At 61.3% G+C, this 18,758-nt stretch carries 16 protein-coding genes; 5 read left to right on the top strand and 11 right to left on the bottom strand.

Annotation, left to right across the window (positions count from 1 at the left end; translation table 11 throughout):
• Window positions 1-6 precede the first annotated feature (6 nt).
• A complete protein-coding gene (locus AC1DZV_RS09890) occupies window positions 7-1,248 on the top strand; it encodes a UPF0158 family protein (protein ID WP_476953585.1) in 1,242 nt (413 codons plus the stop codon).
• A 137-nt stretch (window positions 1,249-1,385) separates the two neighbouring features.
• Here AC1DZV_RS09890 and AC1DZV_RS09885 read toward each other — a convergent pair whose 3' ends face one another.
• The 3 genes from AC1DZV_RS09885 to AC1DZV_RS09875 are packed head-to-tail and all read right to left on the bottom strand — an operon-like array spanning window position 1,386 to window position 9,799.
• Window positions 1,386-6,806 carry a DEAD/DEAH box helicase gene (locus AC1DZV_RS09885; protein ID WP_476953584.1) on the bottom strand — a complete coding sequence of 1,807 codons (5,421 nt, stop codon included), beginning with the start codon at window positions 6,804-6,806 and terminating at the stop codon, window positions 1,386-1,388.
• A 58-nt stretch (window positions 6,807-6,864) separates the two neighbouring features.
• A complete protein-coding gene (locus AC1DZV_RS09880) occupies window positions 6,865-7,773 on the bottom strand; it encodes a hypothetical protein (protein WP_476953583.1) in 909 nt (302 codons plus the stop codon).
• Window positions 7,763-9,799 carry a hypothetical protein gene (locus AC1DZV_RS09875; protein ID WP_476953582.1) on the bottom strand — a complete coding sequence of 679 codons (2,037 nt, stop codon included), beginning with the start codon at window positions 9,797-9,799 and terminating at the stop codon, window positions 7,763-7,765. Before AC1DZV_RS09875 ends, AC1DZV_RS09880 begins: the two co-directional genes overlap by 11 nt.
• A gap of 201 nt (window positions 9,800-10,000) precedes the next feature.
• Here AC1DZV_RS09875 and AC1DZV_RS09870 point away from each other — a divergent pair, with 201 nt between their 5' ends.
• From AC1DZV_RS09870 to AC1DZV_RS09855, 4 genes are all read left to right on the top strand, one after another.
• The gene (locus AC1DZV_RS09870) at window positions 10,001-10,798 is read left to right on the top strand and encodes an HNH endonuclease (RefSeq protein ID WP_476953581.1); all 798 of its coding nucleotides are present in this window, start codon (window positions 10,001-10,003) and stop codon (window positions 10,796-10,798) included.
• 58 nt (window positions 10,799-10,856) lie between these two features.
• Entirely contained in the window at window positions 10,857-11,816 is a 960-nt protein-coding gene (locus AC1DZV_RS09865) for a DNA cytosine methyltransferase (protein WP_476953580.1), read from the top strand.
• Window positions 11,816-12,688 (top strand): NgoMIV family type II restriction endonuclease, encoded by an 873-nt coding sequence (locus AC1DZV_RS09860; protein ID WP_476953579.1) that lies wholly within the window; start codon window positions 11,816-11,818, stop codon window positions 12,686-12,688. Before AC1DZV_RS09865 ends, AC1DZV_RS09860 begins: the two co-directional genes overlap by 1 nt.
• Before the next feature lie 76 nt (window positions 12,689-12,764).
• Window positions 12,765-12,977, top strand: coding sequence for a hypothetical protein (locus AC1DZV_RS09855; RefSeq protein ID WP_476953578.1), 213 nt, complete (start codon window positions 12,765-12,767; stop codon window positions 12,975-12,977).
• Between the two features lie 489 nt (window positions 12,978-13,466).
• Here AC1DZV_RS09855 and AC1DZV_RS09850 read toward each other — a convergent pair whose 3' ends face one another.
• The 8 genes from AC1DZV_RS09850 to AC1DZV_RS09815 form a co-directional block, all read right to left on the bottom strand.
• Entirely contained in the window at window positions 13,467-13,994 is a 528-nt protein-coding gene (locus AC1DZV_RS09850) for a hypothetical protein (RefSeq protein ID WP_476953577.1), read from the bottom strand.
• A 70-nt stretch (window positions 13,995-14,064) separates the two neighbouring features.
• Entirely contained in the window at window positions 14,065-15,018 is a 954-nt protein-coding gene (locus tag AC1DZV_RS09845; protein WP_476953630.1) for an ATP-dependent DNA ligase, read from the bottom strand.
• A gap of 76 nt (window positions 15,019-15,094) precedes the next feature.
• Window positions 15,095-15,379, bottom strand: a complete 285-nt coding sequence (locus tag AC1DZV_RS09840; protein WP_476953576.1) for a hypothetical protein — start codon at window positions 15,377-15,379, stop codon at window positions 15,095-15,097.
• 43 nt (window positions 15,380-15,422) lie between these two features.
• Window positions 15,423-15,797, bottom strand: a complete 375-nt coding sequence (locus AC1DZV_RS09835; RefSeq protein WP_476953575.1) for a hypothetical protein — start codon at window positions 15,795-15,797, stop codon at window positions 15,423-15,425.
• 12 nt (window positions 15,798-15,809) lie between these two features.
• Window positions 15,810-16,121 (bottom strand): hypothetical protein, encoded by a 312-nt coding sequence (locus tag AC1DZV_RS09830; protein ID WP_476953574.1) that lies wholly within the window; start codon window positions 16,119-16,121, stop codon window positions 15,810-15,812.
• On the bottom strand, window positions 16,102-16,434 hold the full coding sequence (locus tag AC1DZV_RS09825) for a hypothetical protein (protein ID WP_476953573.1): 333 nt from the start codon (window positions 16,432-16,434) through the stop codon (window positions 16,102-16,104). The genes AC1DZV_RS09830 and AC1DZV_RS09825 overlap by 20 nt, the downstream gene beginning before the upstream one ends.
• Before the next feature lie 207 nt (window positions 16,435-16,641).
• Window positions 16,642-17,289 carry a helicase associated domain-containing protein gene (locus AC1DZV_RS09820; RefSeq protein ID WP_476953572.1) on the bottom strand — a complete coding sequence of 216 codons (648 nt, stop codon included), beginning with the start codon at window positions 17,287-17,289 and terminating at the stop codon, window positions 16,642-16,644.
• 212 nt (window positions 17,290-17,501) lie between these two features.
• Entirely contained in the window at window positions 17,502-18,404 is a 903-nt protein-coding gene (locus AC1DZV_RS09815) for a DNA/RNA non-specific endonuclease (RefSeq protein WP_476953571.1), read from the bottom strand.
• Window positions 18,405-18,758: the final 354 nt, after the last annotated feature.

Below are 18,758 nucleotides of genomic sequence, written 5' to 3'. Positions count from 1 at the left end.
TGGGGTATGGCACGAACCTGGTTGTCGGTGACTGTGGAATTGCTCGGTGGTCGTGGTGAGGAGCTGTGGCCGTGGCCCGGGCGCGTCTTCGCCGTGGGACCGTCGCACACCTTCATGGATTTCGCCGATGCCATCAACGATGCCTTCGCCCGGTGGGACCGCTCGCACCTGTCACTGTTTACCCTGGCCGATGGCCGGGTCATCACTGATGAAGAGACGGGAGCCGAAATGACCTCGTCGTTCCGCGGCCCGATCATCGCACCGATCGACATTGCTACTGCCAAGGTCGCCCGGACGGTGGAGCCGGGGGCTGAATTTCAGTTCACGTTCGACCTCGGTGACGCGTGGATGCACCGGTGCGTGGTCGGGGAGGTGAAGGTCGACCCGCTGGAGGTATTGGGTGTCCGGCCTGATGTCCCCCTGCCGTACTGGGGCTGGGGCAGCATCCCGGACCAGTATGGGCGCCGGTGGGCGGCCGACGACGGGGAGGGCCGGGCGCCGGGAAGGCCGGGCCGGCCGCACCCGATGCTGCTGCACGAGTGGCCCGCAGAGGTGCAGGTGCCGGGGCTCGACCTGTCTGAGCTGCGTGGAGCCATCGCGGCGGCAGATGCGGCCCGCTTCCTCAAAGCGGTGACGGGACGTGACATCGATGATGCTCTGCAACAGGTGGGCGCCGGCATACCGATGGCGCTTCAGCAGAGACGCCGGGACGCCGAGCCGGTGGCACTGTCGGTCATCAACCGGCTGACGTGGCGCGACGGCGCCGGTGACCGGCTGCTGGCCGAGGACCTGCTGGCCGGTCTGCGCCGCGAGCCGCTAGCAGGCCGTGTGATGCCGGTAGACCTCGACATGCTCAGTACCGTGCTGGAAGGGGATCCCGACCTGTCGACCGGTGGCTACCTCGACCTGCGCACCGGGCAGGTGTACGACGAGACCGCCACTGACCCGATGATGGTCGGGGAAGACGCCGCCATCGACGTGGAGGAGGAACCGGACCGCTGGCTTCGACTCAACCGCACCGGTTCACGGAACGGCTGGCAGGACATGGCGGCCTTCGCCGAGCGGCAGCACGATAAGGCCCTCCGAGAGCGGCTGGAACGGGCGATCGAAGGCAAAGGCGCCTTCTACCGGTTCCGCGACCTCCTCCACGGCGAGAACCTCAGCGAACAGTGGCACGCCTTCTCCACCGACCGCCAGATGGGCCGTGCCCGCGAGTTCCTCGCTGACAATGGCATCCGCGTGGGCTAGCGAGCCCGGCCCAGTCAGCGTCGGCACAAGACCGTACCGCCCGTCTCATACCCTCAACCGTGGAGCAGCTGAGTAACCGATCAACGTCACAGCCCGTTGGCGTTTTTACGGTCTCCAGCGGCGGGACAGACGGAGGCTCATGAGTTCGTCCTCAGACTTCGGAACAGGTTGATGACATGGCTTGGGTTGCGGTCAAGCATGAACGTATCGACATAAACCAATCCGTCTAGGCCGGGATGTTCTGCAATAATCTGTGCCGCCGCCCTTGTTAGTCTGTCCGACATCAAATCAGCTTCTCCTGATTCCAGTGAATGCCGCAGCACCACAGCGATGCGTCCTTCAGCTGGTTTGTCCCACAGGGCGCAGGCGGCGAAGTTGTTCTCGAGTGTGGAGACGTTGTAGACCGCGGCCCAGTTTTTGATTGCTTGCCGATGCTTGTCCAGCTCAATGGTCAGGTTCCGGCCGTCGAGTACTGCTTTCAGGTCTTTGGCTAGACGCCAGTCAAGAAGTGCGTGGTAGGCCATATTGGAATAATCGCGCAGGCAGCGGTAGCAGGAAGACGAGCACTCCCGGGAGTGCTCACCCGCCAGTTCGTCCAGGTAGGTGTCAATGTCAGCGAGGTATTCGTGAAGGATCTCGGGTCTTCCCAAGTGGCTGCTGAAGCCCGCGCCGTTCTCCAAGGTGTCGGCAAGAAAAGCGAACGTGGTTGGCTCGCCGTCCTTCAGCCCGGTATAGATTCCGGCGTTGAATTCCTGGGATTGAATGTCTAGCTTCTTCGCAGCCACTGTCCTCATCAGGAAGCTCAGTGAGTACCAAGCGGCTCGGCGGCCTTGAATAGAGTCATACGCGCCGTGTTGTTGAGGCGCTCCGGTGCTCAGATCCAGCCGTAGCCCCTGAGGTTTGATTACTGCTGACTGCGGTCCGTAGAACAGGAAGTCCGTCGGTTGAATAGTTCCCAGCGCAGCAGCGATGGAAGGTTCGGACTGGTCGGTGTGCACCGCGCTCGTCCCGTCAGGAGCTATGGCTATGTAGCCGCCCCAGTAATCGTTCGGGAGGGCTTGCTTGAACTGGAAGGATTTGCCGGAGTTGTCATTGATCACATACCTCTTCCCGCGGCCCGAATATGCGACTGAACCGGGGAGGGAAACGGGTAGCAGTTTTTGGAGGTCGGCCACGGCCCGGGTAGAGGTCGACTTGGGTGACCAGGAGAAGTTGCCGTCGAAGTCTCGGGGGGTGCCTGCGCGGTATCCTTTGGGCTCCCGGAGATCGATGGTACTGAAGGTTCCGGGGTCAGCTCCGCACTGTGGGCAATAGCCTGCTGCGTATTCTGAGCCTGTTGGTTTTTCTTCCACGTATGCACACTGCCTGCATACATCGATTAGTCGTTCGTCGCCCAATGCATTGTCTTCAGCCGTGACTGTGCGACCAGCGGGGTAGAAGGAGGCCACTCCGATGACAGGATAAATTTTCCCGTCGCGCACCAGCTCACTGCCCGGAGCGAACTGGTTAACTGCCATCGCTGCATCGCGGTCGATCACATTGTCCGGCGGCCAGGGGAAAGCGGAGCTTGGTTTTTTGAGGTAGAGGTCCCGCACCTTTGAGGGGAACCCGAACATCGGCAGGAGGCCGCTTTCGGCCAACCGCTGACTAAGGTCGGAATGGCCGGGGATGTCGCTGAAGGCAACTACGGAAATATCCTCAGCCAGGGAGGCGATACTGGCACGTGCGATGTCCAAGTCATCCTGGCTTAGGTTCGTGTACGTCGCCAAACCAGTCGCCGCCTCCTCAACTGTTGACCAGTTGTCATTGAGCCATCGACTTAGCAGTGGCTTCACCCTGGCCCAGTCCGACACCAACCCGAACTGGCCATGTGTGTTGTTACCTAATCCGGAGAATCCGTCATCCAGAGAAAGGGCGTCGGTAAAGCCGATGAATGCACGCCGAAGCGTTTCACTTCTCAAAGCACGTGTATAAATTTCGGGACGGTTGAGGGCCAGGTATGGCTGCGGTGTCGGTTCATTGGTGATGAGTTCGGGCCGTCCAAAGTAATACTCATCGTGGCTGCGGCCCCTGCACACGGTGAGTGACACCGCCATGGGCGTCAGACGTCGGCCGGCACGCCCTACGCGCTGCTGGTAGTTGAAGCGGGTAGGTGGCATGTTGGCCAAGATGACGGAATCGAGGGCGCCAATATCGACGCCCGCTTCCATCGTTGTGGTGACGGAGAGTAGCTCAATCCCATCGGACTTCTTGTTCTCCGTCTGGTTGAGGAAAACATTCTGGAACCGGGCTTGTCGGGATTGGGCGGCGAGCCGATCGGTTTGGCCGGTAAGTTCAGCCGCGGTGAGACGGAACTGGCCCTGGCCATAAGTGGCCTTATGCCCGTAGTAATCAAGATCTGTCCCATGAGCAGTCGCCTCTGGGAGGTCCTTACCGCAGTACGTGCACAGACCGCACCCGTATACCAGGTGCCGCCGTCGGCAAGTCTGACACGTCCATTCACTGCTGGAGGGCTGGTAGATGGTTGCCATCTCGGCGTGGATGAGGAAGTTGGATACTGCGTCGCCCCATACCTTCCGGACCAACGTCTGAACGTCATCAATGTCCATATCGAACTTCACCGAGACTGCCTGCCAGAAGGTCTTCAGCTTCCTCGGTGGCGTGTCGGATACGTTTCTCATACCGGCGAATCGGCGCATTCCGGCAAGAATGCGCAGGCTGGACTGTGCGATGGCAGCCGGAGAGGAGGGAACATTCTCAGCGGCGCTGACAGAGCCGACGAGTCCAACCCAACCTAAGCCTAGAGACTCATAATCGCGTCCTACCCCGGAGAATAACCCGTCAATGATCTCCTTCTGCAAGTTTTTGTCTATGGCACCCTCGAGCTTCTTCTGGGCAGTGGATAGGTCTGTTTTCCGTGCTGGTGAAGGTTCCCAGCGGTAGATGAGCGACCAGGATGAGGGGACCTTCTCGTCAGTTTGCTGGAGGGAAGCCGATGGACCGCCGGGATTTATGCCCATCTCCACCAGCCTCTGACTAACGCGGTCAGTAAGAACGGGAAGTGAAGGAGATTGGGCAAGCTGGCGGATGGCCTCCGTTTCCGGCACGTCACTCTCAAGTTCCCACACGTCCTGCAGGAGGGTGAATGCGTTCAGATCCTTGGCGCGAAGGCGTTTGATCGCGTCCCTCGACTCTGCTGTCTTCTTTCCATCCACGATATGTTCTTTGGCTACCGGAATATCGGCTGCAACCTGATCTGATGCCGCAAGTTCTGTACGGAGGAGCAACCGCAACAGATCTTGGTAGTGACGGAGGCTGATTCCGGACGATAACTTGGCTGCGTCTTGTCGGCTGTCCGTGAAGACGATGGTTTTTCGGTTCGCGGGCTCGAGGTCTTGAAGTAGCTCTGTGATGAGCACCTGATTTATTTTCTCGAAACCAGTGCGCATGGCCCGAATGGGTGATCTTTGACGTTTCTTGTCTGCCGCCGGCACGACCCCATCGGCGGTGTGGGTTATCTCCCAGTCATCGGCGCAATTAGGGCACCTCGTCGGGAACGGCGACAACTGCTCGGGGTTTCGCTTGAACACACCCGAGTTCTGGCCGCGCTTGCCTGCTGGTGTGGCCACCTGGAACGTCCAGCCGGTGTGGTCATTACTTCCGGTCGGACGGAGCTCGCCCGTCTCCGGCCTGAGGATCGAGCGTCTGAATGCGTACTCTACCTTGTTGCCGTCTGCACTCCATTCCCGATCCTCCAGATCCGGGTTCTGCTTCTGAGGCCAGTAAAGAAGGTAGTTATTGGCTGTCCGCTCGAGACCCACCTGATCGGGTAGATGTTCGATGTCGGACAGGTCTGCCAGCAGGGTTACTGGCTTCCCCGGAGGCTGGGTCGACCCAGCGGGTACGTACCCTCCCAGGAAGACGTCTCCACAATTCTGGCAGTACAGGAATTCCAGTACTCTGGAGCCGCATAGGCACCGGCTGACCGGTTCGGAGTACAGGCGCCCTACAGGACGCGTCTGACTGCCTCCTTCCGGAACTTCAGGGCACGCCGGGTCGGTGCAGGCCCACATACCCGGTACGTTCCGGAAAAAAAGATGGCTTCGCAGTAAAGGCCATTTGATCGCGCCTGTTTTTTCCGGAGAGGCTGCAGCAGTTTTCAAGAGCTTCTGTACTGCCTGACGGCGTGATCCTTCAGGCAGCGCCGGGAATAGATGATGCTCCATCTGCTTTAGAGACTTCGCCTGCGGTTTTGACTGAGGCTCGCCATTGTCGGCCAGGAAGAAGACGTTACTCAGGGCACTGGCTCCCGTGAGCTCGTCCGTGTGGCCCGGGACTCCCTCCGGGCTTGCGAATCCCGTTTCCGACAGGTCAAGAGCCGGATCCTGTGCGCGGATGAGCTGTCCGGAAAGAAAATCGAATGATTCGCGCGGCACACCAAAAAATTCCTCGACGAAGGCTTCGTCCCGGTCAGATTCCAGGGAGGCGGAGGCGGCGATGACTTGGAACTGGTTGGAGTCTTCAGCCAGTCCGAGCCTCATCTTCAGGTTGCGGATGAGCAGCGCGACTTCTGTTCCGGCGGTACCTCTGTAGGAGTGCAGTTCATCGACGATGAATGTGAATCGATGGTCAGAACTGGCTTGAAGCCACTCACGGGTTGAGTCGAAGTATCGACTGTCACGCTCGCGCAGGAGCAGGACGTTGAGCATCGAATAGTTGGTGATGAGAATGTCGGGGGCAGCGTGGGCCATGTCCCACCGGGAGACCATTTCGGCTCCGCCCAGACGGGGCATGAAGTACTTAGACTCGTCATCGAGCTGCTGCATCTGGGTGCTGCGATGATCAATATCTTGAAGATACGAGCGTAGATTCCCCACTGCAACTTTGTTGTCCAGTGCTCCTGTGACGGGCGTTGCCCCGGTGTACCGACCGAAGTAAAAGCGGTGCCCGCGCCTATTCTTATCCAACCAAATCCGGGCCGCATCACTGTCCAGTGCCTTGCGCAGCCGGATTAGCTGATCGTCAACCAGCGCGTTCATCGGATACAAAATGATGGAGCGGACAGCTTTGGTGCGTCCAGCCTCTGTCTCCCGCTGTGGCACGAACGGACTATTTGCCCCTCTCCACCACGTCGCGAAAGATGATCCATGACCGGTCCAGGAGGTTGATTCGGCCAAAAGGTTAGAAAGTAGAGGCAGGAGAAAGGCCTCGGTCTTACCTGCACCAGTGCCCGCGGTCACTACCACATTGCGTTTATCCTTTACGACCGATATCAGGGCTGACTCCTGGTGGGTGTACAGGTCCCGACCGGCAGGGATGAGACCGGTTCGCGCGAACTCAGCCAGGTCCTTCGAGGCGTGGGCCTTTTGTACTGAATCCTCGAAGGACTGAGTGGAAGCCAGGTATTCGGGGCGCAGTTCGATGAAGGGTTCCCTGTAGACGCCGTTGTCCTTGTCGAGGATCCGACGTCGTTCTGCTTCAAGGTTTTCATCGGCAAGTCCGAACGGTGTGTCGTAATAACGAAAATATGACTCCCGCAAGTGGTTGAACGTTTCCACTATGTCCAAAGGCATGATGTCGGCTTTCTGTAGAACGAGCGGGAGCGCTGCATATGCTCTAGCGCACTTGCAGGTGTTGGTGAATGGATCGAGCGACGGCTAGAGCAACAGAGTTGGGTACATTTTCATAGGTCCACGCTCCGCCCGGAGGCCTCACGGGGCTGACCCCGCTACACAGGGCCAGCGCTTGCCGGTGTTGCACCGGAAGCGGGAGGGTGGCATTGACACGGAGTGTCCCGATGGGATCTTCGACGTCTTCGAGGATCTTCAACTGGAGACACTTGCTGTCCACCTCGGACATGGTCAGGCACATACCTTCCGCATAGCCGACTGAGGACCAGAGTCCAGATCTGAACAACCAGTATTGCCACCGTCCGTTCACCGTTTGCCTGAACAGTCCATCCCGGCGAAAAGCCTCAACGTGAGTGAACTCCCGTTGGGAGATGTTGAACATCTCAACTGCTGACCCGAAAGTGTTGGGTCCTGCTGATCGAGGCCCGGGACCAAGCAGAGGAAGATTCGCTGCTACCGACAAAGCAGCACACGGGATGAACGATGCTCCTACGTTGGCGGCCACCTCGCCGAGTTCTGCTTCACTGTCGTATTCAAGGAGAAGGATCTCTGGGTCGCCGAGCGCCGCTGTCCCGATTTTCGGGGGTCCCACCTTGTGCAGAACCGCCTCCTCTTCAAGCCGGTCCTCTAGTTCCGCTGTTCGTTTGCCGATGACCAATGCAAACGCCGAGGACCCTGGAAGTTGCGTCAACACTGTTGGTCGAATTCGCCATTTGCTCTCCGACCACAACAAATCCAGATGCCCCAGCACCTCCAGACGCCGCAGATACGCTCGAGCCGCATTCGTTCTGGCCCGCGGAAGGCCGGTCATCAACGCGGCGACTGATGACGTCACGTCAGAAATGCGGCCATGACCACGAAAACTCAACCACTCTAAGACGAGATCACCGTCCATAGATGCTGTCCTCCATTGACTGTGACAAATATGATCTCCACAAGCGGTCCGGGTTACCGATGGTTTCCCTAGCGGCCCGGCGCCAAAAAGCCTGGGCCGGACCATCTATCGATCCGAAGTTCGGTGGGGCAGTCGCAATCCGCTGGGGCTGCGAAAACTTTCCTGCCCGTTCAGTCAAAACCCAGGTTGTACCCTTCGGGACAGAGACTTTCCACTGGTAGGACTCGGGAAATCCGAGACTTGTAACGAAGGAGGGAATAGGAGGCTCACCACACCTTCGTACCAGTCCCGAGGAATATACGAACCATACAGCGGCATCCCGTCCCCGTTTACAGAGCACATACTCGGGAGCCCCCGCTTCTGGCATAGGACCGGGAGGCATGACATCGTCGTGACCTTTGGTCTGCGCCGCCTCCCACTGAGCGGCAGAACCGGTGGAGTGGACGAAAAAATCCAAGGTGAAATCAGCGACAGAAACTGAGTGCTTCCCCTGCGTAAAGGGTCCGGCGAGCCGAAGGGGAAAGAGGGAACCGTTGGCCTTCACTCGTGTTCCGGGCAGTCTGTTGTCAAGGACGACGTGAACGTACTCGTCAGAAGATTCCTCTGGGAGCTGCACATCCGGCTCGCCCCCCAGCAGGTAGTGGCGGCCCCCGACATCCGTCCGCAACTCAAGACCGTTCGCGAGTTTGGGCCGAGAGCTGGGAGGTGGCTTCAGGAGCTGGCCCAGGCTGTTGAACGACCCTGCCGCTGACAGGTCAATCGGCTCCACGAGGGACACATCTACATATACGGCCCATCCTGGGAGGACCTTGCCGCGAAGCTTCCAGTACCCGGACGCGGCACTTTTGGTGAGAAGCTCTTCCATTTCCGCTACATCGGTGTCCTGCACAACGAACAGGTGGGGCTCGTCCGGAGTGGCGTCTGGCACCGACTGCCAGTGGCCCGATGAAGGGTCGATGCGCAAGATCCACATTTGACGCACATTCTTGGTCAGGACAGATCGGGCTCCTGTTGCCCGAAAACGGTGATTGATCAGATTAGCGCTTTGGGGGAGGCTGCCCAGTACAACGTCGTAGACAGAACCGTAATCGGGTTTTTGGATTGAGAAGAGTGAACCGTTGTCCTGCCTAAGCTCGTCCGTTTCCAACCGCGGATCAACAGGGATCACCCAGCTGATCGACCAGTCCTCTGGGTCAATGCACAGGCTCAGGTCCAAACGCACCCGGCCCTTGGCCGCAGTCGGACCGGAACTTTGCTCAGCAGCTAATTTGGCAATCACCGCCAAGAGCAATGGATTTCCAGAGCCTTTTTGAACCAGGTCCACGAATGCCGTGGAGAATCCCCGTGGCTTGTCCAGCCACAGGCGGAGTAGGGCCAACAACTGATCCGGTGACGACCTGTGGTTCCGATCAACACGGAGCCGGTCAAAAAAACCGGACAACCGATCCCGGTCGGACGCTTTCAACACGGTTTGCGAAAGCGGATAGCCGATTTTGTTGAAGGTGTCGTGAGTGCGGATAGTGCTCGGGCCTAAGAGGTCGTGGTTTCGTTCTATCCAGGTATCGAGTGTCTGCCACATCTCGGCAACTACATCGAAGTGCTTCTGGATACCCGTGGCGGTGAGTCTGTTTGTACCGGACGTCATCAGGGTGACCAGCCGAGGGTAATAAGCGGCAGAGGAGAATTTCCCGTCGTTTCGCATTCTGGATCCTGCGATGACGGTGGCGGCCAACAGAGGCAGGCACGGTGGGGGTTGATCCTGCGAACCCTTCCTCCAGGAGGCGAGCCGCCGGTCGATAGGCTCGAATATTGTTGACTTGTCGGTTTGCCGGAGCTCCGCGAGAACAGCCGAGCGCAGCGACTCCACAGGATCAGGTAGGAGAGGGCAAATCCGCGTCATTTCTTCATCATCGAGAAACATAATGACGGGTTCATCGGGTTGGTTCATCGGGAAAAATTCATCGGACAGCTTTGACTGCCACCTGTCGTAGTCCATATGAATCCCCAAAACTTCCTCGTCCCCCACGTCATGATTGTATTCGGTGTCACTGACACTCAGTGTTGGCCAGGACAGCGGCGCAGTAGACGGAACAAACGATCACTGAACGCGACTGGGTTGAGGCCATTGAAGCGTCCGTCACTTCGGCGCTGATTTCAGGCTGGTGGGGCACGACCCCGATTCGCGGACTTATCCAAAGTATTTGCAAACGCCGGCTATTAATTAGGAATGTCTGCCGAACTCGTCGACGAGTACCCGCCCGAAGCGTACGCCCCGAACGGAGTCCTCTGGTGGGAGCTCGTTACGCACCCCGGCAAGAAGATGGAATACGGCGCTGAACTGAAAATCTGCGCTTGGCTGGCGTTCAATCGGCCTATCGGGACCACGTTCACTATGCGTGAGCTTCGTGCGGCCCTGGGCTCGGACGTCGCCAACGACGACGAGCACCTAAACCGTCGGTTACGTCAGTTGCGATCGCGTGACGGCTGGGTGATCCCCAGCAACAAGGACGACGGCAGCATCCCGGTCGGCACCTACAAAATTCAGACGGTCGGCTGGCATCCCGGCCTAGGCACACCCCGTGCCTCCAGCAATAACATTTCCGAGTCTGTCAAACGCCGCGTTCTCGAACGAGACGGACGTCGCTGTCGGGTCTGCAATGTTGGCAGTGGGGAGGAATACCCGGGCAAACCAGGCTCCTCGGCTGTCATGACCGTGGGGCACAGAATCGCCAACGCCCACGGCGGCAGTAGCTCAGACCTCGACAACTTGCAGACGGAATGCAAACCCTGCAACGAGCCATCGCGGCAAGAAATCCGGGTGCCAAAGTCCCTCCAAGAGGTTCTGCCCGACGTGACCAATCTCAAGAGGCCCGAAAAGGCAAGGATCCTGTCCTGGCTCCTGGCTGGTCAGCGTTCGCGGGACAAGCTGGACGTGGTCTACGACGACACTCGGCGTCTGTCCCCGACAGAGCGCGCTGAACTCATAGAAAAACTCCAAGTGATGGTCTCCGGCCCCGGCGCGTGAGAATGTCGGCGGGTCCCCCCAAGGTAGTCTTAGAGGCGCAATCAGCGGGAGGAACGAAGTGGCCGAAGAGTTAACGTCAGTCGAGATCTGTGCAGGGGCTGGGGGACAAGCCCTGGGGTTGGAAATGGCGGGCTTCGGGCATGAAGCCTTGGTCGAAATCGAGCCCCCAGCATGCGAAACGCTTCGCATGAACCGCCCCCAGTGGAATGTCCTGGAAAAGGACCTCCTCGACTGGTCCGGTAAGCCTTACGAGGGTGTGGACTTGCTGGCCGGGGGCGTGCCCTGCCCCCCGTTCTCGAAGGCCGGAAAGCAACTGGGCGCCGAGGACGAGCGCAACCTCTTTCCCAAAGCGATCCATCTCGTCGACGAGATCCGCCCCAAAGCCGTCATGCTGGAAAACGTTCGCGGCCTCCTGGACGCGGTCTTCGACACATACCGTAAAGACGTCGAGTCCCAACTGAAGAAACTGGGATACACGCCCGGTTGGCGGCTTCTGAACGCATCGGAGTACGGCGTTTCCCAGCTTCGCCCCCGCGTTGTCTTTGTCGGCATCCGTAACGACCTTTCAGAGCACTTTCACTGGCCAGTTCCTGGCGAAATCATGCCGCCCACCGTGGGCGAGCTCCTGAAGGACCTCATGGCTTCCAAGGGCTGGGAGGGTGCCGATGAGTGGGCCGCCCGGGCGTCTTCGATCGCACCCACTCTTGTTGGCGGCTCTAAGAAGCACGGCGGGCCGGATCTAGGCCCGACCCGCGCTCGTGCCGCATGGGCCTCGCTCGGCGTGGAAGGCCGGACCATAGCCGACGACGTGCCGGGCGCAGACCACGAGGGCATGCCGCGCCTGACTGTACGAATGGCGGCCCGAATCCAGGGCTTCCCGGATGACTGGCAGATCTCCGGCCGTAAGACTGCGGCGTACCGCCAGATCGGCAACGCTTTCCCGCCGCCCGTAGCCGCCGCTGTGGGCCGTCAGATCCACAAAGCCATAGCAACACGGCGACTGCACGCTGTCGCGTAGTGAAGCAGACTGAAGCAGCCTTCGCGGAGGCACGTAGGGAATTTCATGCCGGCTTACTTAACAGCGGCATCCTGTCGGTCAATGCGGCGGGCATCCCCAGCAACGCTGATGGAAGCAACGAAGCCAGCAAGCAGTACGCCCAACGTGTTGCTACGGCGCTGAAAGTCGAGACGGTCAGCGAGCGTCTTGCAGGTCAGACCTCCGGCGGAGGATTTGAACAGGCATGCGCCAACTTCGTGTCGGCAACCTTCCCCCGTCTTGGCATGCTCAGACCTGGGGAATGGGACATTCGCAAGGTCAGCGGACGAGGCTCGGCAGCCCAAGCCGCGGTGTACGAGCAATACGCTCACCTCGTGGATCTGGATCTCGCGGTGAAAACCAACCCGCAGCTGCGGGCCGTTCTGGGCAACGGGTATGCAATCGCCCCCGACGTTGTTGTATCCAGAGCGCCGGTGGATGATGCCGTCATCAATGCAGACGACCTTCTGATTGATGACTCCATCGCTTTGCATACACCGTTACGTTCCTTCAACCAACAGCGCCGAATCCTCCACGCAGTCGTTTCATGCAAATGGACGATCCGAAGCGATAGGGCTCAGAATTCGCGGTCGGAGGCGCTCAACCTTATCCGGAACCGGAAGGGGCGGCTTCCACACATCACAGTAGTTACCGGAGAGCCACTTCCCTCACGGATTGCTTCCGTGGCCCTTGGAACGGGTGACATTGATTGCGTCTACCACTTCGCACTACCTGAACTGGTGGCATCCGTCGAAGACGTCGGGCATGGCGATGCCGTCGAACTGCTTACCATGATGATTGAGGGCAAGCGCTTAAAGGACATAGCCGATCTGCCTCTGGATCTCGCCGTCTAAATCCCGATATAACCTGAGCCAGAATGTGATGCTGGCCGACGGGATCACTCCCAGGCACAGTTGAAGGAAGTGGCCAATGGGCGCGCAGCAGGAACCGCTGGGGTGGTTTTATGCTGTCGAGACGCGGGACGCGGTGGCACAAACCCGAGATGGATGGCCTTACTTTGAGGCTCACTCAAGAGGCGCTGATCCGAAGGGGATGCAAGTGTTCGAGATCCGCTTTGGAGACGGTGAGTGGATGTTGGCTGTTGAAGTCGACTTATTGCCACGTCGTTTAGCAGGCACTTAGGACCTGCGGGGCTCGGTAACGCGTCGAAGTCCATCCGGCTAGAGCTGCTGTCTGTCTCTTCACCCCAGATAGTCGGCAGACGCGCGCTGCACGTAGGCTAGGGCGTCTCTCCTGTTAGGAAGGTGGCCAGTTCAACGTCAGTTGGTTGTCTCAATTCGACCGGAATTATCGCCGGAGTTGGGGCGATGTAGTCATTAATGGACGTCTGACCCTCAAGTTGAGTGGGTCGCTGGTGCTGGGCATCTGGGTGCATAAGGACCTTCCGAGTTTGTTGTTCGGAAATACCGTAGCCCGTGTGCAGACAGTTGGGCTGTAGTTTGGGGTCCGATTCGTCGGAGCTGAGACGCCGTCCTTGCCTGAATACTCGGGCCGTGACTAGGGTGTCTCGTCCCCTTTAGTGGACAGGTGAAAAGCGAATGGAAGAGCATCAGTCCGGACCGGGGGTGGCGGCTTGAGCCAGGACCACCCACAGTGTGATTGAGCTTAGGCTCACTGTTTGTCGGCCCAGCGTTCGTGTGCGGACTGCCGGCTGATGCCTACTGCGCGGCCGATATCGGCCCAGGATGCCCCTGCGGCCTTCGCGGCCGCGACTGTCTTGTCCAGCCGGTGGCCGGCTTGGTGGTATTCACGCGCTGCCGCTTCCACACCGAGGACCGCTTCCGACGGTGCGATGTGGGCTTTCCACTCGTCGTGGATGGCGTCTTCGACCTTGCTGGAAGCGTCGGCGAATTCGTGTGGGGGAACGTAGTCCCGCCGGTGTGTGAGATCGGCGGCGGCCGGGGATGTGACCCGTTCCCACATCTCGCCTCGCCAGCCGCAGCTGCAGGCTCCGCGCCAGCCGATGATCTCGCTGTCCGGGACCACTTCGTGGCCGGGCAAGATCTTGTCCGGCTTGTAGCGGCCGGTGGTGCCTTCCACGAGCATTCCTGCGCCAGATGATGATGAGGACAAGCGCCCGTCCGGTGCGACGGCGGCCGCCCAGCCCTCATGTTCGTTGTCGTTCGATACCCAGCCCATGACCACATCCTTCTGTCAGGCAATCCTGACAGACAGTTTGTCAGGGGTCTCTGACAATTTCCACGGCATCTTATTCAGTGGGGGGTCCGAGCGTCGGCGGAAGGCCGATATCTGCCGCCGACAGTTCCGGCCGTGCCCGGAGCAGGCGGAGCGGGTGCCGGAAGGACCGGCCTGACCAGGCGGTGTCGGCGGAGACTTCAACGGCCACTGGTTCCACCAGTGTCAGCGTCACGGGTTCTTTGTCGCGGTTGAACCGGTCCAGGGCCGTGCCCTTCACCGTCTCGGGCCACGGATGCACCTGCCGCGGCGGTTCCAGCCAGCGTGCCAGCTCACGGGCGGCGGCTGTTTTCAGCGGAGTGGAGCGGCCGACGATCCGCAGTTCGCCGTCCAGAACGAGGCCGGCCACGACCTCCCGGGGCTGGGTGATCGGTCCGATGACCGCCCCGCAGATCACTTCCACGGTTTCCCTGTGTTTGAGCTTCAGCCAGGAGCGGCCGCCCGGGGTGTAGGGCTGGTCGGTGCCTTTGATGACCAGTCCCTCGATCCCGGTGCGAGGCAGGTCTTCAAACCACCGGGCAGCTTCGTCCGGATCCGTGGTGGCGGGGGAGAGCGACAGCGGGGGCTCCCACCCGCGGCCCAGTTCTTCCAGGAGCGCCCGCCGCTCACGGAAGGGCAGTGCCCTCGCATCATGTCCGGCCACGGCCAGAACATCGAAGGCCACGTAATTGGCCGGAGTCTGCCGAACCTGTCCGGGGAGGGTCTTAGGGCCGGCGCCCAGGCGCTGCTGCAATGCGGAGAAGTCCAGCCTGCCCCCGGCCCAGATCACCGCTTCGCCGTCGACCACGCACCCGGGAGGGATGTCTGATGCGATGGCGGCAACGAGTTCAGGGAAGTAACGGGTCAGGTCCTTGCCTTGCCTGGACCACAATGAGGCCCCACTATCGTCACGGATTCCCACGGCCCGGTAACCGTCCCATTTGGGCTCATAGGACAGACTCCCGGGCAACGCATCAGCTCGCGGCATCCTCGTGATGGGCCGGGCCAGGGCCACCTTCAGCGGCGGGACAAGGCCGGTCGGCAGCCCGGACCCAGACGGCGGTCTAGCTACCGCCATCGAGGCCTTCCAGCGCCTCGACCTCGGCAACGTCCAGCAAAGCTGCCGAATCCTCGCCGGTGGCCCGGGCCAGGTCGTCCAGGGCTTTGAAGTGGACCCGGGCGAGGGTGATGGCCACCAGCTCGAGGTAGGGCGTGCCGTTGCGTTGTTCCAAGCCGTCCAGATAGTCGAGCATGCGCCCTTCCAGGGCGCCGGGTCCTTCGGATTCTTCCGCGGCGAGCCGCGTCAGCGTCAGGGCCGCGAGGTCGGGGTTGTCGTAGATGAGTCCCATGGGCCAACGCTACCCACCGCGCCAGCGCGGTCAAGAGCGAGTGCTAGCGCCAGCGGTAGGATTCCAGCGCGCGCAGCAGGTGAGCGGGGCCGCCTTTCAGGTGGTCGACGGGGCGTGCTCCGGCAAGGACCCGGGATGGGGTGACCATCCAGAGCGTGAAGTAGTTATGCGGGATCTGCAGCTCCAGCGCTCGTTGAAAGAGCGCAACGACCGTGGGGTGGAGTTGTCCGCCGCGGAGGAACTGGAATCCCGGGCAGAAGGTGCCGTCGTCGATGAAAATGCGCACAAGCTGGCGCATGACTGGTTCGGGGTCTTCGATGAACTCGGAGAGCCGGCGGCGCACCTGTTCCAAAGTAGGCAGCGTAAATTCTGCCCGGATCCCTTCCCAGGTCTGATCGCCGATCGGCTGGGTGTTCATTGTCGCCGTGGCCTAGTCGCTGATGTCTTCCAGCAACCACTGGGTCGAGAGCGGGTTCCGTCGCAGCGTGAAGGTCCGCAGCGCGGAGTTTGAGGACCCGAGGCGGACCTGGATGCGCCAGTATTCGATGCTCACCAGGTCACCGCTGCCGACGGCAGCGGTGCGCCGGGTGTCCCACCAGGCGTCCCGTGTGAACCAGTGCACCGGATCGGCCGCCACGGCCCAGATGCGGTCCTCGTGCCGGACGGCCAGGGGTGTGTCGGCCGGGGTGAACCGGACGTCCACGGCAACGTCCAGGGCTGTTTCATTCGCTACTGCTGTCACGGTCTACGCGCTCTCCCAAGTTCCTGGTCATCATTTCTTCCCGGCGGGTGACCGCCGAACTCCACACCCAGGTCCGGTAGGTCACCGGACCGTCTTTCCACGTCACTTCGACGGCCTTGGCCGTCCAGGCGTAGACCTCGCCGTCCACCAGCTCGGCGCAGTTCGGAAACCGGATCCACGCCTTCACCGGGATCCCGGGGAACCCGTTCTTGGACGGAAAGTGCTCGAAATCGAGCTCTTCCACCGTCAGCCCAATCGGTGACGCCCGCCGCGCATACCGCGCCTGCAGCCGGCTCGCCTGCTCCGGGTTCATATCATTAGTCTAGAACTGATCTTCGATTGCATATTTTCTGTTGGGAAAGTGTGTTCTAACATGTGCGGCCGTAAAAAGCGGCCTGGAAGAAGCCGCTGTGAACTACTCTGCACGCAGGGACCGACATTACAGCCGGTTGCACCCCCAGTGTGGACAGCCTTGAGCTTCGCCAGGGCTCCGCCTGCCCACAATGGGCACAACCAGCGGCTACTGCCGGGGAGGGCGGCCTCTGGTCCTCCCTACCTGCCATCCGGGAACGGCGTCGTCCAGGAGTTTGAGTTTCGCAGGGTCGATTTCGCCGCGGCGGCGTTTGTACCGCTGGGTGTGGATCCACACCCCGAGGGTGTGTTCACGGTCCGAGTCGGTCTTCCGGTGGCGTGGCCAGTCGTTGCCTTCCTCCCGGAAGTCCACGAGCTGGGCGAGGCGATGGTGCCAGCGGGCATCATCCTCAACTTCCCTGCGGTTCTCCAGCCACCCCGGCACCCGGAAGAGACCGGAGCCGTAGGCCGGGTTCAGGGTGCCTTCGGCTGCTTCGCGCCGGCGCTCGGACAGCCACCGCGCCATGGACCGTTCGCCGCGGTCGCCGGAACGGCCTTCAGGCAGCCGGCCTTCGGCCGTGACCCAGGCGATGACCTCATCCATACGGGCGAGATCCGTGGGCGGGGGGTACGGCATGGGTGCGGCGGCGTGGTGTTCGGCCTCGAGGCCCGGATCCTGGCGGCGGGCGATGGCCAGGTGGTATCCGACGGCGGCAGGTTCGGCGCGGACGAGGGCAGCGATGCGTTGCCGGCTCAGCCCGAGCCGGTACATCAGCACCCATTCGGCGTCCGGGGCGCGCCGCAACCGCCTGTCCATGGGCCCCATCCTGCCACGGCCCTCCCCGCAAGTCGGGGGTGCACCCGGCCTATAGGCATTGCTTATGGCCGCCCGCTGACGCGGCCGGCTGCCCGGTCTGGTGTGGGCGGCCGTCGCAGGTCTTTGCCGTGCCCAAACTGTTGCTTTTGCCACCGTGGGAGCCTGCCTTGCCGGGGTGGCTCCGGTGCCGGGTTAGGTCAGGTCGGGGGATGTCAGTCCGTGCCGTTGAGGTCGAAGTCCAGGTCGAGGTCCAGCGGCGAGTTCAGCCGTCTCCAGGTGGAGGTGACTGGTGCGGTGGTCAGGGCGCGGGAGATTGGCATTCGGTCTGCGGCCACGAGCTGGTCCAGGTTCAGGCCTGTCAGGGCTGCAATGTCTCGGACGGGGACTTGGAAGGTGCGGAACGGGCCAAGCGGGGGAGCCTCGTCGATGGCGCCGGGCCGCGGGACGTCGGGCAGGTTCGCGAGTTCGGGTGTCTGGTCCACGATATAGCCGGTGGCGGCGAGGTCCCCGTGATGGAGGAAAGCGGCGACCTTGAAGTACCGCAGCGGAATATTCACACCGCGGTAGGCGGGGTCGGTGTCACTGAAGATCGGGCCCGTGAACACGACGAGCCGCCGGCCGTTGTCGGCTGCGTTGTCCTGCAGGTACGATTCCAGACCGAGCCAGAGGCCCAGTCCCTGGTTGAACATTGCCGCCTGGGGCGCTGCGTTCGTGTAGTGGAAGGTGTCCTCGTTGGCCCTGGCGGCCTCGTCCCGGGTCTCGCCCCAGACGGCTGAGGCCCGGCGTACCAGGTGGCCGCGGTCGATATCGTTGCGGGCGTAGACCCTCTCGCCGGTCTGCTGGTCTTCGCCCAGCCGGGGATCGAGCCGCCACTGGATACCGGAACGGTCCAGGTCCATCAGCTTCGCCCCGTCAATCCCCAGGGCCGTCACCGCGGCCAGGCGTTTGTCCAGCCGCATGAGCACCGAGAAATGCGTGTAGGGCAGAAGGACCGTCTCGACCCCTGCCAGGGTCGGAACGGGCACCGGCACACTGAGGAAGCCGGCGTCGAAACCGGCCCGGTCCGACATGTCGCGTGCAGCAGCGGGGCCCGGTCCCAACAACAGTTCATCCATGCCCGGACCCTAACAGCCGCCGGTGACAACGAAGTGAATGAGCCGCCCGCTCAACGGTCCAGGGGCCGAAGGCGGAACGGGAAACCCCTGGCCCGGCTGGCGTGCACCGCGGGTCCAGAGACACTGCTTTCGGGCGTCCGCTGGCGCGGCCGGCTGTGGGGTCCAGTGCTGTCCGTCGCAGGGCTCCGGTCATCCCTGGCCCTTCCTTACGTCTGCGACGTTTTTTGGTTGCTGTCCTGCGGATTCTAGGCGTCCGCTCCACCCCGTCTAACCCCGGTTCCGCAAGCTCCACCGGGGCCTGCGGTGCAGGAATTTCCCTCCGGCGCTCCTGCGTCGCTGATTTCCTCCAGGAAT

This window comes from Arthrobacter sp. P1_D12, from assembly GCF_056406175.1.
Note: the sequence above shows the minus strand (reverse complement) of the source record. Positions and strands in the feature narration are given on the sequence as shown.

Coding starts and splice junctions, on each gene's coding strand:
- AC1DZV_RS09890 (WP_476953585.1), top strand. CDS start 7: ATGGCACGAACCTGGTTGTCGGTGACTGTGGAATTGCTCGGTGGTCGT.
- AC1DZV_RS09880 (WP_476953583.1), bottom strand. CDS start 7,773: ATGGACGGTGATCTCGTCTTAGAGTGGTTGAGTTTTCGTGGTCATGGC.
- AC1DZV_RS09870 (WP_476953581.1), top strand. CDS start 10,001: ATGTCTGCCGAACTCGTCGACGAGTACCCGCCCGAAGCGTACGCCCCG.
- AC1DZV_RS09855 (WP_476953578.1), top strand. CDS start 12,765: ATGGGCGCGCAGCAGGAACCGCTGGGGTGGTTTTATGCTGTCGAGACG.
- AC1DZV_RS09850 (WP_476953577.1), bottom strand. CDS start 13,994: ATGGGCTGGGTATCGAACGACAACGAACATGAGGGCTGGGCGGCCGCC.
- AC1DZV_RS09845 (WP_476953630.1), bottom strand. CDS start 15,018: ATGCCGCGAGCTGATGCGTTGCCCGGGAGTCTGTCCTATGAGCCCAAA.
- AC1DZV_RS09840 (WP_476953576.1), bottom strand. CDS start 15,379: ATGGGACTCATCTACGACAACCCCGACCTCGCGGCCCTGACGCTGACG.
- AC1DZV_RS09835 (WP_476953575.1), bottom strand. CDS start 15,797: ATGAACACCCAGCCGATCGGCGATCAGACCTGGGAAGGGATCCGGGCA.
- AC1DZV_RS09825 (WP_476953573.1), bottom strand. CDS start 16,434: ATGAACCCGGAGCAGGCGAGCCGGCTGCAGGCGCGGTATGCGCGGCGG.
- AC1DZV_RS09820 (WP_476953572.1), bottom strand. CDS start 17,289: ATGGACAGGCGGTTGCGGCGCGCCCCGGACGCCGAATGGGTGCTGATG.
- AC1DZV_RS09815 (WP_476953571.1), bottom strand. CDS start 18,404: ATGGATGAACTGTTGTTGGGACCGGGCCCCGCTGCTGCACGCGACATG.